This is a genomic window from Parazoarcus sp. PS-13 R2A (genome assembly GCF_057621855.1).
In genome coordinates this window covers 37,791-52,616 of sequence record NZ_JBYEXN010000005.1, presented here as the reverse complement: position 1 = coordinate 52,616, position 14,826 = coordinate 37,791, and the positions used below count along the sequence as shown (strand labels likewise).

The 14,826-nt window shown below is 62.8% G+C and carries 16 protein-coding genes and 4 tRNA genes; 12 read left to right on the top strand and 8 right to left on the bottom strand.

All coding sequences use genetic code 11. The features are described 5' to 3' along the window. Positions 1-5: 5 nt before the first annotated feature. The 11 genes from recO to AC22G6_RS06760 all read left to right on the top strand — a co-directional run bounded on the left by recO (position 6) and on the right by AC22G6_RS06760 (position 7,459). Entirely contained in the window at positions 6-749 is a 744-nt protein-coding gene (gene recO / locus AC22G6_RS06810) for a DNA repair protein RecO (RefSeq protein WP_487366142.1), read from the top strand. Next, positions 746-1,510 (top strand): pyridoxine 5'-phosphate synthase, encoded by a 765-nt coding sequence (locus AC22G6_RS06805; RefSeq protein WP_487366141.1) that lies wholly within the window; start codon positions 746-748, stop codon positions 1,508-1,510. The genes recO and AC22G6_RS06805 overlap by 4 nt, the downstream gene beginning before the upstream one ends. A 10-nt stretch (positions 1,511-1,520) precedes the next feature. Further along, a complete protein-coding gene (gene acpS, locus AC22G6_RS06800) occupies positions 1,521-1,898 on the top strand; it encodes a holo-ACP synthase (protein WP_487366140.1) in 378 nt (125 codons plus the stop codon). Beyond that, positions 1,895-3,013: a beta-N-acetylhexosaminidase gene (nagZ, locus tag AC22G6_RS06795; RefSeq protein ID WP_487366139.1), complete on the top strand. Its 1,119-nt coding sequence runs from the start codon at positions 1,895-1,897 to the stop codon at positions 3,011-3,013. The genes acpS and nagZ overlap by 4 nt, the downstream gene beginning before the upstream one ends. Positions 3,014-3,132: 119 nt before the next feature. Next, positions 3,133-4,950: an excinuclease ABC subunit UvrC gene (gene uvrC / locus AC22G6_RS06790; RefSeq protein WP_487366138.1), complete on the top strand. Its 1,818-nt coding sequence runs from the start codon at positions 3,133-3,135 to the stop codon at positions 4,948-4,950. A gap of 26 nt (positions 4,951-4,976) precedes the next feature. Beyond that, positions 4,977-5,552 (top strand): CDP-diacylglycerol--glycerol-3-phosphate 3-phosphatidyltransferase, encoded by a 576-nt coding sequence (gene pgsA / locus AC22G6_RS06785; protein WP_487366137.1) that lies wholly within the window; start codon positions 4,977-4,979, stop codon positions 5,550-5,552. A gap of 62 nt (positions 5,553-5,614) precedes the next feature. Then, positions 5,615-5,690, top strand: a tRNA-Gly gene (locus AC22G6_RS06780). Positions 5,691-5,754: 64 nt separating this feature from the next. Then, positions 5,755-5,828: transfer RNA gene (locus AC22G6_RS06775), tRNA-Cys, on the top strand. Positions 5,829-5,846: 18 nt separating this feature from the next. Then, positions 5,847-5,922: transfer RNA gene (locus AC22G6_RS06770), tRNA-Gly, on the top strand. A gap of 2 nt (positions 5,923-5,924) precedes the next feature. After that, entirely contained in the window at positions 5,925-7,163 is a 1,239-nt protein-coding gene (locus AC22G6_RS06765) for an alkaline phosphatase family protein (protein WP_487366136.1), read from the top strand. Positions 7,164-7,243: 80 nt separating this feature from the next. Then, positions 7,244-7,459, top strand: coding sequence for a hypothetical protein (locus AC22G6_RS06760; RefSeq protein ID WP_487366135.1), 216 nt, complete (start codon positions 7,244-7,246; stop codon positions 7,457-7,459). Here the strand turns inward: AC22G6_RS06760 and AC22G6_RS06755 are convergent. Continuing rightward, positions 7,419-7,856, bottom strand: a complete 438-nt coding sequence (locus AC22G6_RS06755) for a DUF1178 family protein (protein WP_487366134.1) — start codon at positions 7,854-7,856, stop codon at positions 7,419-7,421. The two genes, AC22G6_RS06760 and AC22G6_RS06755, sit on opposite strands and share 41 nt — an antisense overlap. 110 nt (positions 7,857-7,966) lie before the next feature. Then, positions 7,967-8,983, bottom strand: coding sequence for a DnaJ C-terminal domain-containing protein (locus tag AC22G6_RS06750; protein ID WP_487366133.1), 1,017 nt, complete (start codon positions 8,981-8,983; stop codon positions 7,967-7,969). Positions 8,984-9,088: 105 nt separating this feature from the next. Between AC22G6_RS06750 and AC22G6_RS06745 the strand changes: the two genes are divergently transcribed. Next, a tRNA-Leu gene (locus tag AC22G6_RS06745) sits at positions 9,089-9,173 on the top strand. 59 nt (positions 9,174-9,232) lie between these two features. Here the strand turns inward: AC22G6_RS06745 and minE are convergent. From minE to AC22G6_RS06715, 6 genes are all read right to left on the bottom strand, one after another. Then, the gene (gene minE / locus AC22G6_RS06740) at positions 9,233-9,493 is read right to left on the bottom strand and encodes a cell division topological specificity factor MinE (RefSeq protein WP_108948226.1); all 261 of its coding nucleotides are present in this window, start codon (positions 9,491-9,493) and stop codon (positions 9,233-9,235) included. Between the two features lies 1 nt (position 9,494). Continuing rightward, positions 9,495-10,307 (bottom strand): septum site-determining protein MinD, encoded by an 813-nt coding sequence (minD, locus tag AC22G6_RS06735; protein WP_108974898.1) that lies wholly within the window; start codon positions 10,305-10,307, stop codon positions 9,495-9,497. Between the two features lie 29 nt (positions 10,308-10,336). Then, entirely contained in the window at positions 10,337-11,119 is a 783-nt protein-coding gene (gene minC, locus AC22G6_RS06730) for a septum site-determining protein MinC (protein ID WP_487366132.1), read from the bottom strand. A 92-nt stretch (positions 11,120-11,211) separates the two neighbouring features. Continuing rightward, positions 11,212-12,072 carry an Hsp33 family molecular chaperone HslO gene (hslO, locus tag AC22G6_RS06725; RefSeq protein WP_108948229.1) on the bottom strand — a complete coding sequence of 287 codons (861 nt, stop codon included), beginning with the start codon at positions 12,070-12,072 and terminating at the stop codon, positions 11,212-11,214. Further along, positions 12,069-12,446 carry an ArsC family reductase gene (locus AC22G6_RS06720; RefSeq protein ID WP_487366131.1) on the bottom strand — a complete coding sequence of 126 codons (378 nt, stop codon included), beginning with the start codon at positions 12,444-12,446 and terminating at the stop codon, positions 12,069-12,071. The genes hslO and AC22G6_RS06720 overlap by 4 nt, the downstream gene beginning before the upstream one ends. Before the next feature lie 29 nt (positions 12,447-12,475). Beyond that, on the bottom strand, positions 12,476-14,815 hold the full coding sequence (locus AC22G6_RS06715) for a Tex family protein (protein WP_487366130.1): 2,340 nt from the start codon (positions 14,813-14,815) through the stop codon (positions 12,476-12,478). Between the last annotated feature and the right edge of the window lie 11 nt (positions 14,816-14,826).

Sequence of the window (14,826 nt, the reverse complement as noted above, 5' to 3'; positions counted from 1 at the left end):
TCGACGTGGCGCTGAAGCAACGTATCGAGCAGCAGCCGGCATGGGTGCTGCACACGCTACCCTGGCGTGAAACCAGCCTGATCGTCGAAGTCTTTTCGCTCGAACATGGGCGTGCGGCGCTTGCCGCAAAGGGCGCGCGGCGGCCGATGTCCGCCCTCCGGGGCGTCCTGATGGCATTTCAGCCCCTGCTCATGGACTGGTCCGGCGGGGGCGAGGTGAAGACGCTGATCCGCGCGGAGTGGCGTGGCGGCCAGCCACTTCTGACCGGGCGTGCCTTGCTGTGCGGTTACTACCTCAATGAACTCATGCTCCGCCTCACTGCGCGGGAAGATCCGCACCCAGCGCTGTTCGAGGCCTACGAATCCGCCGTCACCGCGCTCGGCCGCAACGAGAGCCTCCCGCCGATTCTCCGTCGTTTCGAACTCACGCTGCTGCAGGAACTCGGCTACGGTATCGCGCTCGACTGCGCCGAGGATGGGGCGGTCCGGCCGACCGGTCGCTACCGCTATATAATCGAACGAGGCCCTGTCGCCGTGGATCTGGCGGCGAATGCGGATGAGATTGAGGCATTCGGCGAGGACGATCTGCCGGTCAGCGGGCAGACGCTGCTCGACATGGCGGCAGATGATTTTTCCCGCGCCGAAACGCTGGTCCAGTCAAAGCGGCTGCTGCGTGCGCTTATAAACCACTACCTCGGCGGGCAGCAGTTGCAGTCGCGCCGGGTGCTGAAGGAGTTGCAGGAACTGTGATCGAACTGGGCGTCAATATTGACCACGTCGCCACGCTGCGGCAGGCACGTCGCACCTGGGAGCCCGACCCGGTATGGGCCGCGGTCGAAGCGCATCTGGGTGGAGCCGATGGCATTACCGTGCACTTGCGCGAGGATCGCCGGCATATCAACGACAGCGACGTGCGCCGGCTGCGTGAGCTCACACAGGTGAAGCTTAACCTCGAGATGGGGGCAACCGACGAGATGGTCGACATCGCCTGCGCCCTCAAGCCGGAGATGGCGATGCTGGTGCCAGAGGGCCGGCACGAAGTCACCACCGAGGGCGGACTCGACGTGCTGGCGCAGGAAGCGCGCCTCAAGGACGTTGTCGGTCGGCTTGCCGATGCGGGAATTGTGACCAGCGTATTCATCGACGCGGAGTTGCCGCAGATCGAAGCGGCCGCCCGCATCGGTGCGCGCGTGTGCGAGATCCACACCGGCCCGTATGCGCACGCATTTCATGATGCAGGTCGCGACGCCGAAAGCCCGGCGGTTCTGCTCGAGCTCGACAAGGTTCGGCGGGCGGGTGAGGCTGCTTGCGGGCTCGGCATGCGCTTCAATGCGGGTCATGCCTTGAACTACTACAACGTAGAGCCAATTGCCCGCCTGGCCGGAGTGCGCGAGTTGCACATCGGTCATGCAATTGTCAGCCGCTCCGTGTTCATCGGCCTGCGTGCCGCGGTTGCCGAAATGAAGCGGCTGATCCGCGAAGCCGCGGCCCACGCTGCCCACCGGGCGTGACGCAGCAGCAATGATCCACGGGGTAGGGACCGACATTGTTCGCGTAAAGCGTCTGAGTGAGGCGCTTGAGCGTCACGGCGAGCGCTTTGCGCTGCGAATCCTTGCCGAGTCCGAACGCGATGCCTGGCGCGCGAGTCAGGATCCTGCCCGGATGCTGGCAAAGCGTTTCGCCGCCAAGGAGGCCTTTGGAAAAGCGCTCGGCACCGGCGTTGCGGTGCCAGCCACATTGCACGCCGTCGCGGTCGCGCATGACGAGCTCGGCAAGCCGCTGTTTTCATTCGACCCGCGTCTGGAAGCGTACATGCGCGAACGCGGGCTGCATGCTCACCTCAGTCTTTCTGACGAAAACGATTACGTCGTTGCGTTTGCGGTCATCGAGAAACCATGAATACTGCTCCCCTCAAGCTGCCACGCGGCCCCGTCATGCTCGACGTTGCCGGCACGGAACTCGACGACGACGAGCGCGAGCGCCTGTGCGATCCGCTGGTCGGCGGGGTCATCCTGTTCGCACGCAACTTCTCCGGATCCGAACAACTCGCTGCACTGACGGCCGAGATCCATGGTTTGAGGGACCCCGCGCTTGTGATTGCGGTCGACCATGAAGGCGGGCGTGTGCAGCGGTTTCGCACCGATGGCTTCACCCGCCTGCCGGCAATGCGCACGCTGGGGCAGATGTGGGATCACGATCATCTTGCCGCGCTCGATGCGGCACGCGCGACCGGCCACGTCCTCGCCGCGGAGCTGCTCGCGCATGGTGTCGATCTGAGCTTCACGCCGGTGCTGGATCTCGACTACGGTGTGAGCCGCGCGATCGGCAATCGTGCCTTTCACCGTGACCCTCAGGTCGTCGCGACGCTGGCCCAGGCGCTTTCGGCCGGAATGGCCGAGGCGGGCATGGCATGTGTCGGCAAGCATTTTCCGGGGCACGGCTTCGTCGAGGCCGATTCACACCATGATATTCCGGTCGATGATCGCGAATTCGAAGCTGTATGGGCGGAGGACATCGCGCCCTATCGCCACCGGCTCGGACGCCAGCTGGCCGGCGTCATGCCTGCGCACGTGATCTATCCGCGGGCCGACCCCGCACCAGCCGGTTTCTCCGCGTTCTGGCTGCAGGATGTATTGCGCAAGCGCATCGGTTTCGACGGAGTGGTCTTCAGCGACGATCTGAACATGGAAGGCGCGAAGGTCGCAGGTGACATTCTTGGTCGCGCCAAGGCCGCCTATGAGGCCGGATGCGACATGATTCTGGTGTGCAATCGCCCGGACCTTGCGGCCGATCTGCTGGATCGCTGGGCCCCGATACCCAATCCGGAGAGCCTCGCCCGAATTGCGGCGCTGGCGCCTGCAAAGTCTCGCCCGTCCAGACCGGTGGACCCGTTTGCGCTGGAGGTGCACGGTCCCTACCTGGCTGCGCGAACACAGGTGCTGTCGATTCCTGCCGACGTGCCCTCTGGCCCCTCCATGGCCGCGTCCACGATTGGTGACAAGACCCGCTCCTGAGGCCACCGGCTCCTCGGCGCAGTGATTTTCCGGGGAGTGGCGGCAACACCTGCAGTGACGCCGCACACCAGCGAACGGCTTTGACGCCGTCGTACAACCAGACTGAATGCGCAGCGCATATGAGCACAACTGATGAGCCCGCGGGTTTCGATGCAAAGTCCTTCCTCCGCAATCTGACGGAGGAGCCCGGCGTCTATCGGATGATCGGCGCCGACGACAAGGTGTTGTACGTCGGCAAAGCCAAGAACCTCAAGCGCCGGGTCTCGAGCTACTTCCAGCGCACGCTGTCGAGCCCTCGCATTGCCATGATGGTGGCGCAGATCGTGCGCGTCGATGTGACCTCCACCCGCTCTGAGGCCGAGGCGCTCATCCTCGAGAACAACCTCATAAAGAGTCTCGCACCGCGCTACAACATCCTTTTTCGTGACGACAAGACCTATCCCTATATCGAATTGTCTGGCGACGCGTTTCCGCGGCTTGCTTACCATCGCGGAGCATTCACCAAGGGGGCACGATATTTCGGACCGTTCCCGAACGCCTACGCGGTGCGCGAGAGCATCCATCTCCTGCAGAAGACCTTTCAGCTTCGAACCTGCGAGAACTCGGTGTTCCAGAACCGCTCGCGCCCCTGTCTGCTCAATCAGATAAAACGCTGTACCGGCCCCTGCGTCGGCCTGATCGACAGCGCCGACTACGCTGCGGATGTCAGACTCGCGAGCCGCTTTCTCGACGGACAGGCGAGCGAAGTGATCGACGACCTGACCGGGCGCATGCATGCTGCGTCCGACCGCCTCGCCTTTGAAGAGGCGGCGGCCTGCCGTGATCAGGTCAGGGTGCTCCAGGCGGTGCTTCACCGCCAGTTCGTCGACAGCCGCAAGGACGAGGACGTCGATATTCTTGCGGCTGTCGAAGAGGACGGTCTCACCTGCATCAATATCGCGATGATTCGAGGCGGCCGGCATCTCGGAGACCGGCCCCAGTTTCCTTCCGGAGCGAGCGTCTCCGGTGCGCTCGACGGTCTGCTCGCATTCGTCGAGCAGCACTACGCTGAGCATCCCATTCCCGCGCGGATTCTGGTCAACCTTGACCCCCAGAGCGTGAAGGAAACGCTCGCCGAAATCAGCGAGCGGCCACAGGGTGTGGTGTCACCACGATATGCCGCCGAGAAGGCATGGATGGAGATGGCGGAGAAGAATGCCCATCTCGCCATTCAGGGGCGTGCGCGGGACGCCGGGCGGATCGAGCAGCGACTCGATGCCTTGCGCGACGCACTCGATCTCGCCGAGGCTCCGCACCGCATAGAGTGTTTCGACATCAGCCACACCATGGGCGAAGCAACCGTGGCCTCCTGTGTGGTGTGCGAAGCGGGCGCAATGAAGCGCTCCGAATATCGACGCTACAACATCGAGGGCATTACCGGGGGCGACGATTTTGCAGCCATGCGCCAGGTGCTGGAACGCCGCTACGGCAAGGTCGCAGCAGGCGAGGGCGTCTGCCCCGACCTCATCCTCATCGACGGGGGGAAGGGGCAGGTGAGTGCCGCGGCCGCGATCCTGGCCGAAGTCGGACTCGAATCGGTGTCGATGGTCGGTGTGGCCAAGGGAGAGGGGCGCAAGGCCGGGCTTGAGACGCTGATCTTTCCCGATGGCCGGGAGGGGCTTGCACTCGGCGGCGCATCATCGGCCCTCCATCTCATCATCGAGATCCGCGACGAAGCGCACCGCTTTGCGATCACCGGCCACCGTGCGCGCCGGGGTAAGGCACGTATCGGATCCAAGTTGGATGACATCCCCGGCGTCGGACCTGCCCGTCGGCGCAACCTCCTTGCGGCCTTTGGCGGGCTGGACGGTGTGCGGAATGCAACCGTCGAGGACCTGTGTCGGGCCGATGGCATCAGCCGCGCGCTTGCCGAACAGATATACTCGGCCCTGCACTGACAATTAGGGCGAAACCGCCGCGCCGCATGCCTCTCAATATACCCAACGCCCTGACCTGGGCCCGCATCGCCATGATCCCGCTTTTCGTCGGCGTGTTTTACCTGCCCGACACATGGGTGAGCCCGGCGCAAAAGAATCTGTTCGGTACTGCAGTCTTCGTCCTTGCCGCAGTAACCGACTGGTTCGATGGCTATCTCGCGCGGGTGCTTCGGCAGACCTCGGCCTTCGGCGCCTTTCTCGATCCCGTTGCAGACAAGCTGATGGTGGCTGCAGCGCTCATCCTGCTGGTTCAGCTTGCGAGGGTCGACGCGATCATCGCGGTCATCATCATCGGGCGCGAAATCACGATTTCGGCCCTGCGCGAATGGATGGCGCGGGTGGGCGAGTCCGCGAGTGTTGCGGTCGCCTACATCGGCAAACTGAAAACAGCAGCACAGATGACAGCCATTCCCTTGCTGCTATACAATGCGCCCCTGTCGTCGATTGACCTCCGCTTCGTGGGCAGTATTCTGATCTACGTGGCGGCGGCTCTTACGCTCTGGTCGATGGGGTATTACCTCCGTCGAGCCATGCCGAGGTTGGCGCGGCATATGGATCGCTAAGAGATTTTTTAATAAAAGGTTGACACAGTTTAAAAGCCGTCTATAATGGCGGTCTTTCGAGAGCGGCAGTAGCTCAGTTGGTAGAGCGATACCTTGCCAAGGTATAGGTCGAGAGTTCGAGACTCTTCTGCCGCTCCAAAGAATTTTGAGTTTGGATTCGTCCGGACTTGTGGCGCCGAAAGGTTGCCGACCAAGGATTAAAGGCGCGATAGCAAAGCGGTTATGCACCGGATTGCAAATCCGTGTAGGTCGGTTCGACTCCGGCTCGCGCCTCCAGGCTGTAAAGGTTTTAGAGCGGCAGTAGCTCAGTTGGTAGAGCGATACCTTGCCAAGGTATAGGTCGAGAGTTCGAGACTCTTCTGCCGCTCCAGTATGCAGAACCGGACAAGTGATTCACACTTGTCCGGTTTTTTGCATTTGGAGACCGGTCCGATGCTGCATCCCCCCTTTCAGTTGCCACGCGGTGCCGTCCTGCCAGACTTTGATTGTGGTGGTCTCTTCGGCCTTGCGCGGGACCTCGGCGCCTGGTTGCGCCGGCCCGAGTTTCCACTCGAGATTGGCGGATTCGGAACGGAAGGCAGCGGGCCAGTCATTTTTCTGCTCATCGATGGACTTGGCGACGCTTTTCTCCAGCGTCACGGGCAGCACAGCGCGATTTTTAAGCACCGTGTGCGGCGCCTCACCTCCGTATTTCCGAGCACCACCGCCAGCGCCGTCACGACCCTGCTGACAGGTCTTGCGCCAGCGCAACATGGCCTGACCGGCTGGTTCATTCATGATCGCCGCTTTGGTGGCGTCATCGCCCCCTTGCCGCTCTATCGTCGGGGCGCGGGGCGTCTGCGCAGTCCGGCACTCACTCAACGGCTTTTTCCATACGCCGGAATGATCGCTGGCAGTGCGCTGCCGGTGACCATGATCTCGCCTCAGGATATCGCCTGGTCGTCATTCTCGCGCCGGCATGGCCGTGGAGCCGATCTCCGTGCGTACGCACGTCCGGACGCATTCATACCCGCAATCCTTGATGCGGCCTTGCAGTCTGGAGGCCCGCGGCGCTTCATTCACGCCTATTACCCGCGCTTCGACGCCATTTGCCATCATTACGGCGCCCACTCACCCAACGCGGTCTCGGAATTTGCACGTATCGATCGCTACTTTGAGCAGCTGTTGCATGGGCTGGCAGGACGCGGTGCGACTGTCATCCTGACAGCAGATCATGGCTTCATAGACGCCGCGGATCGCCGTCACCTCCACCTGCGCACAATGCCCGCGCTCGCCGCGTTGCTGGATGCGCCCCTGTTCGGCGAACGGCGGGTCGCATTCTGCCGGGTAAGACGCGGCGCAGGCCCTGATTTCGAGGCCTTGGCGCGGGATCGGTTGCGGGGCAGGGCGGTTGTCGTGCCCTCGGCTCGATTGATCGAGTCGGGCTTCTTCGGGCCTGGCCCGCTCAATCCGCGCCTTTCTGAGCGCTGTGGCACGCATACCCTGTTGATGGAGCCTGGATGGACGCTGAGTGATCGCATGGCGGGTGAGCGGCCGCACAGGATGGTGGGCGTCCATGGGGGGCTGAGTGCCGACGAGATGTGGGTACCCCTGGTGCTCGTGCAGCCCTGAACTGTCACGGCCGTGTCACCGCTTCTTCATTGGGCGGTCATGCGGTATTTCTATCCTGCGGCCTGAACCAGGAGGCGGATATGGCTGAGAACGCAGCAAGGAAACGCGGGCTGGTCACGGCTCATGCCGGTGATCGCGATGCGGGTTGGCTGGAGAGGGCGCTGTGGCAGCTTGAGGCCGACTGGGGGCCGCTGACGGGTGTCGGCGGGCCCTTGTGTTTTGTTGTGGACGAATGTGCGGAAGTCGCTGCCAGTTTCAGTGCAGATCCTCATCTGGCGGAACTGGCAGCACAATGATTCCTTCTTCGAGCAATTCACCCATTTCGTCACCCGAAGCGGCACCGCGTATGCTCCGCGGCTCAATTTCCCCGCGGTGAATGCGCCGCGCCTCGTCGGGGAAACGGCTGCCGACATCCTCTGCCTGGCGCGCAAGCTGTCGTATTGTTGCAGCAAACCTCGCAGCCTGGTCGCTTCCCGACTGCGGCGCGGCCGGCATGGTCGCAGTGGTCGGCTGATGTGCCGGGGTGCTTCGCGTCTGCACATAGGGTGCGCTGGGCAGCCGGCGAACCTCGCTGCTGCCACAAATGGGGCAGGACACCAGCTTTCGCTCGAGCTGGGTGTCAAAGGCCGATGCCGAGGCAAACCAGCCTTCAAAGCGGTGTTCCCGGGGGCAGCATAGGTCGACAACAATCACGTTGAAATCTTTCTGGATGTGCTGATAAGTGAGGTGTTCGCGAGGTACCTCGAAATGGGCCTGTTGCTACCGCGGCAGCATTGGAACACCGATGCCGCGGTGCGTGATCCTTATGGCAGCCACTTGTGCTCCCACGCATCCAATGATGGCACATTGTGAGCAAGATCTGCCTCCACCTTTGCGGCCAGGGTGCCAAATAGCGCGGCCAGTTCAGGACTCGGGTCATCCGGGAATTGCGGCACGAGTTTTACGCGAAGCGCACCCGCAGGCCTCTTGCCTCGCCCCGGCACACCCGAGCCATTGAGCGTGACCTCTCGTACCTCAGGCTTCCCCGAAGCCAGTTCGAGCTGAAGCTTTCCGCCTCCAGGCAAGGGAATCGCAAGTGTGCCGCCAGCCAGAAGCCGGAAGGCATTGACCGGTCGCGTAATGACGAGGTCGCGCCCCTCGAGAACAAACAGCGGGTGCGGCGCAATCCGCACGCGCAAGTGAAGGTCGCCGGGAAGGACGCCTGCGTCGTCAGACGCTTCGCCCTTGCCTTCGAGACGCAACTCCTCGCCCTGCAGCATGCCGCGGGGAATGCGCACAGACAGGGTCCTGCGCGCCCCGTGCCGGCCAGATCCGTCGCACTCCGGACAGGTGGTGCGCTTGGAATAGCCGCGCCCATCGCAGTCCGCGCATGCAACAAGCCCCGATCCGGAGCGGATCCGACCCGAACCATGACAGCTCGAGCACAGACGGCTATGCGCAAGTTCCACCACGCCGCTAGCGTGACACGCTTCACATGAGGCCTGCGACTCGATCCACACCGACCTCTCGCCGCCGTGGAAGACCTCTTCAATACTCAGCTCGAGATCCTGAAAATGATCCGCTGCACGTGCTTTCGATTGACTGGAGGAAGCGGCTTCCGCCTCGGGGGGCGCGTCGTCGGCTCCCCCTTCCTCCTCGTGGAACCCCATCATCTGCACGTACGCGGCGCGCAGGCGCTTGAAGGTCTCCAGCGCTTCGGGGGCGGAGTTGCGGTCGGGATGCCACCGCATTGCCAGGCGACGAAAGGCCTTCTTGATGCTGGCAGCATCGGCGTCGGCGGCCACGCCGAGCACGTCATGAGCAGCAGCATCCTTCAGCATTGCATGCCGGTGTGATTCGAGGTTGTCTGCAAGCGCGCCGCGTGGCTGTTTTCGCAGCGAACAGGACTGTGCAGCATGACGCGACTATGCGAAAATCCGCGGCTCGCCCGGATGGTGAAATTGGTATACACAGCAGACTTAAAATCTGCCGCCGCATGGCTTACGGGTTCAAGTCCCGTTCCGGGCACCAGACGAGACTTCATGTCGCGAACACCGCGCCAAGGCGCCCCCGCCCACGAGCCTCGCGTGTCAGCGGCCCGCCTCGGGAAGAACGATATTGACTTCCAGCACCTCGTAGTTGTCCTGCTTCTCGAGTTGAACCTTGATGTCGTCCGGATTGACCGAAACGTACTTCGAGATCACCTCGATCAGCTCACGCTGGAGTGCGGGCATGAAGTCGGGTTGCGCAGGTCCGCCGTTGCGCTCGTGAGCAATCAGCAGTGACAGCCGGTTCTTTGCAATCTCGGCTGTTTTCTTCTTTTCGCCAAACAGGCGGGCAAGCAGAGACATATCACTTGCCTCCGAAAAGGCGCTTCATCAGCCCCGGTTTCTCGTAGTTTACGAAACGCAGCTCACGGTCTTCACCGAGGAAGCGCGCGACCACATCGGAATAGGCTTCGGCAACGTCCGAACCCTTGAGGTGAATGGCCGGTGTGCCCTGGTTGGAAGCGTGAAGCACCGACTCCGACTCGGGAATGACACCGATCAGCGGCACGCGCAGCAACTCCTGCACGTCCTTGTACGACAGCATTTCGCCGTCTTCGACGCGCTTGGCAGAGTAACGCGTGACCAGCAGGTGCTCCTTGACCGGCTCGCCACCTTCGCGGGCACGCTTCGACTTCGACTGCAGGATGCCGAGGATGCGGTCCGAGTCGCGAACCGAGGAGACTTCCGGGTTGGTGGTGACGATCGCTTCGTCGGCAAAGGTGAGGGCCATCACGGCACCACGCTCGATACCGGCAGGCGAATCGCAGACCACATAGTCGAAGCCCATGTGCTCAAGATCATGCAGCACCTTCTCGACGCCTTCTTCCGTCAGCGCATCTTTGTCGCGCGTCTGGGAAGCGGGAAGGATGAAGAGGTTCTCGCAGTGGCGATCCTTGATCAGCGCCTGGTTCAGCTTGGCCTCGCCATTGACCACGTTCACGAGGTCATACACGACACGGCGCTCACACCCCATGATGAGGTCGAGGTTGCGCAGACCGACGTCGAAGTCGATCACGGCCGTCTTGAAGCCGCGCAGGGCCAGTCCTGACGAGAATGCAGCGCTGGTGGTGGTTTTACCTACGCCGCCCTTGCCAGAAGTAATGACGATGACTTTCACGTTTTCCCCTTGAATGTATGTATGCCGCGTCAGTCGAGCTGCTGCGGTTCGATTTCTATGGTCTGTGCTTCTCCAGCGTCGTTCAGTCGCACCATGGCACCACGCCCGGCAATTGCCTCAGGGATGCCTTTTTCGAAGGTGCGATAAACGCCGGCGATGGAAACCAGCTCCGGACCGAAATTGGTTGCAATGATGCGCGCCTTGCTGTTTCCCTGCGCACCAGCCAGCGCTCGGCCGCGTAGCGGGCCAAAGCAGTGAATGCTGCCGTCGGCGATGACCTCCGCGCCGTTACTCATGCCTGCCAGCAATACCAGGTCGCCACCACGCGCATACACCTGCTGTCCGGAGCGCAGCGGACGCTCGACGAACAGCGTGTTGGGAATGGACGCCGGAGCAGAAGGGGCTGCGGGTTGCGGCGGAGCCTCCGCCTTTGGCGCAGGTGCTGGCGGCGGTGTGCGAGATGTTTCGCCTGCCGGCCGTTCGCGCAGCTCGAGGTTGTCAAGTATGGCCAGTCCGGCCTGACGCGCAGCGGCCGAGAGCTCTGCGGGCAGGTTGCGTACGCCGATCGGTTGCAGCTGATAGCGTCGGAGCAGGGACAGCAGCCCGGCCCAGTCTACACGTCCAGGCGCCTTGGTGATGCCGGAGAAATCGAGAATGGCGGCTTCGCCATTGAAGAAGTCCGGCATGCCGCCGAGCATCTTGTGCAGCGAGTCGGCCAGACCGACGGGTTCGGTATCGCGCAGGACGGCAATGGTTGCGCCGAGTGTCGTATTGCGAAACTCGATGGAGCGGTTGGGCGCGGACGTGGTCATGTGCAGAGTTTACCGTTTAATCGCGCGAGTTTACTGAGGGTCGGTGAATACGGCAAGAATGTGACGGGCATCCGTGTCACGCCGGCCGCGTTTCAGTGCAGGGTGGGGGGCTGAAACAGCGTATCGATGTCGTCTTCATCGAAACGGTAGGTGTGATTCGACAGTTCGTCATGGACCAGCACCTCGCCCTGTTCGGCAAGTACCGCGCGCACTTCGGCCTCGCCGAGCCCCTGCAGCATGGTTGCGATCTTTTCCGGCTCGGGGGGCCAGATATGGGTAACAGCCCGCGGCGGGTAGATTCTTACGTCTTCTTCGGCAAAAAGGCGGCCAAGCAGCACTTCCGGCGACAGGGTGAGCAGTTCGTCGGGGCGTACGGTCTGCGCAAGCTGCATGATGCGCGACCAGCCATCCTCGTCCTTTGCATCTGCGCCGGGCAGGCGCTGCACGAACAGCGCGGCGCTGGCCGAGGGATCGCAGGCCAGCCAGAGACCCGCAGGCTGTTGCTCCGACTGTTCGAGGTAATGGGAGAACACGCTCGCGATGCTGTCGCCTTCCAGCGGCACCAGACTCTGATAGGGCTGGTCCATGCCCTGGATGTCGAGCGACAGTTGCAGGCGACCATCACCGACAATCTCGCCAAGCGTATCGCCGGTAATTTCGCCTTCCGATTTCGCGTAACCGCGCAGGTTCATTTCGGCGTTGCAATCGACCACGAGCAGCCTGAGCGGACCATGACCCTGAACCTGAAACGTCAGCCGTCCGGTTTGCTTGAGGTTGCCGGTGATGATGGCCGATACCGCACTCATCTCGCCGAGCAGGCGGCTGACAGGCGCCGGATAGTGACGCCCGACCTGCATGGCTTTCCATACGTCGTCAAGACGGACGACCGCACCGCGGATGTCGAGTTTTTCCAGCAGAAAACGCTGTACGTAGCTTGAGGGCAGGGTGCTCATTGATCTTCAGGCTCTGAGGGTTTGATGAAGCTTGCAAAGAGTTGGGGGTCGAACCCCACCAGCAGGTGACCGGATGCCGTTTCGACCACGGGCCGCTTGATCAGGCTCGGGTTCTCCAGCATCAGCTGGACCGCAGCGCTCTGGGTTTCGATCGCCTGCTGCTCGGGCGACAGCTTGCGCCAGGTCGTGCCGCGGGTGTTGATCAGCGTCTTCCAGCCCAGCGCCTTGCTCCAGTCATGCAGCTTGCCGGACGTGATCCCGTCCTTGCGGTAGTCATGAAAGCGATACGCTGCGCCGCGCTCGGTGAGCCAGGCGATGCTCTTCTTCATGGTGTCGCAGTTCTTGATACCGTAGATCACCGTTACCTTGTCCATCTCGTGCTCTCCAACGCGGTCAGGATCGCTCACTTCTTGCGGGCGCGTGCAAAGGCATCGGCAAACGCATTGTTGCCGGCGCTGCGCTCAGCTTGCTTGGCGCGTGCTTCCTGCGGGCGCGCCTGGCGCTGCGGGTTGCCGCGAGGCCCCTGCGGGCGCTCGGGCCGACCGCTGCCTGCATCGCCGCGCGGTGGCTGAACTTCGTCGGCCAGGCGCATGGTCAGCGCAATCCGCTTGCGGAGAACATCGACCTCGAGCACCTTCACTTTCACCACCTGACCCGCCTTGACCACCGAGTGCGGGTCCTTGACGAAGGTGTTCGACAGCGCCGAGATGTGCACCAGTCCGTCCTGATGCACACCGATATCGACGAAAGCGCCAAAGTTCGTGACGTTGGTCACCACGCCTTCGAGCAGCATGCCGGGCTGCAGATCCTTCAGCGTTTCGATGCCATCACGGAAGGTGGCTGTACGGAACTCGGGGCGTGGATCGCGGCCGGGTTTCTCGAGTTCGGCAAGGATGTCCTGTACGGTCGGAAGGCCAAAGCGGTCGTCGGTGAAGTCGGCCGGTCTGAGGCTCTTCAGCATGCTGCCGTTGCCCATCAGCTCGCGAACGCTTTTCTGGACGCGCGCCAGAATGCGCTCGACCACCGGGTAGGCTTCCGGGTGCACCGAGGACGCATCGAGTGGATTGTCACCGGTCTGGATGCGCAGAAATCCGGCGGCCTGCTCGAAGGTCTTGGGGCCGAGTCGCGGCACGTCCTTCAGTGCGCTGCGACTGCGGAAGGGGCCGTTGGCGTCACGATACTCAACGATATTGCCCGCAAGCGTCGCGTTGAGACCGGAGATTCGGGCCAGCAGCGGGGCCGATGCGGTGTTGACGTCCACCCCGACGGCGTTCACGCAGTCTTCGACGACGGCGTCCAGGCTCTTGGCGAGCTTGCCCTGGTTGAGGTCGTGCTGATATTGACCGACCCCGATCGACTTCGGATCGATCTTCACCAGTTCGGCCAGCGGATCCTGCAGGCGACGCGCGATCGACACCGCACCACGCAGGCTGACATCGACATCGGGAAACTCGCGTGCGGCCAGTTCCGACGCCGAATACACCGACGCGCCAGCCTCGGAGACCATGACCTTGGTGAGCTTGAACTCGGGGTGGCGCTGCATCAGTTCCGCCGCCAGCGCGTCGGTCTCGCGTGAGGCGGTGCCGTTGCCGATGGCGATCAGTTCGACCGCGTGCTTCTTTGCCAGCATTGCAAGGGCAGCGAGCGAGGACTCACGGTCACGACGCGGCTCGAAGGGGTAGATGGTCGCGGTATCGACGAGCTTGCCGGTGGCATCGACAACGGCGACCTTCACCCCGGTACGGATACCGGGGTCGAGCCCCATCGTGGTCCGGCTGCCGGCCGGTGCGGCGAGCAGGAGATCCTTGAGGTTGCGGGCAAAGACGCGGGTTGCTTCCTCTTCGGCGCGTTCGCGCAACTCGCTCATCAGTTCGAGTTCGAGATGGAGCGACACCTTCACGCTCCACGTCCAGCGTACCGTGTCCGCAAGCCAGCGATCCGCCGGCCGGCCCTGATTGCGGATGCCGAAGCGCACCGCGATGCGGCCTTCGCAGGGGTGAGGCGCATCGGGATCGGGGCGCTCGACCTCCAGACCGAGGCGAAGCACGCCCTCATTGCGGCCGCGCAGCAGCGCGAGCGCCCGGTGCGAGGGCATGTTTGCGATCGGCTCCTGAAAGTCGAACCAGTCGCGAAACTTCGCACCTTCGGTTTCCTTGCCCTCAATCACGCTGGAGCGGACGAGTCCGTAATCGTGCAGATAGTTGCGCAGTTCGCCCAGCAGCGTCGCGTCCTCGGCGAACTGCTCCATCAGGATCTGGCGCGCACCGTCCAGTACGGACTTTGCATCCTCGAAACCGGCGTCCGGGTTCAGATAGCGGGCCGCCTCGACCTCAGGCGTAAGTGCCGGGTCGGCAAGCAGCGCCTCGGCGAGCGGCGCAATGCCGGCTTCGCGCGCAATCTGGGCCTTGGTGCGGCGCTTCGGCTTGAAGGGAAGGTAGAGATCTTCCAGGCGTTGTTTAGTATCGGCGTTCTCAAGCTCGGCGCGCAGTGCGGGGGTGAGCTTGCCTTGTTCGTCGACCGACGCGATGACGGTGGATCGGCGGTCCTCGAGTTCGCGCAAATACCCCAGCCGCTCTTCCAGCAATCGCAACTGGGTGTCGTCCAGGCCGCCGGTGACTTCCTTGCGGTAGCGCGAGATGAAGGGCACGGTCGCGCCTTCATCAAGCAGTTTCACGGCAGAGAAGACCTGTCTGGCGGGAACGCCGAGTTCATCGGCAATACGGTGTTCGATGGGGGGGAGCATGGCAGGGTCAC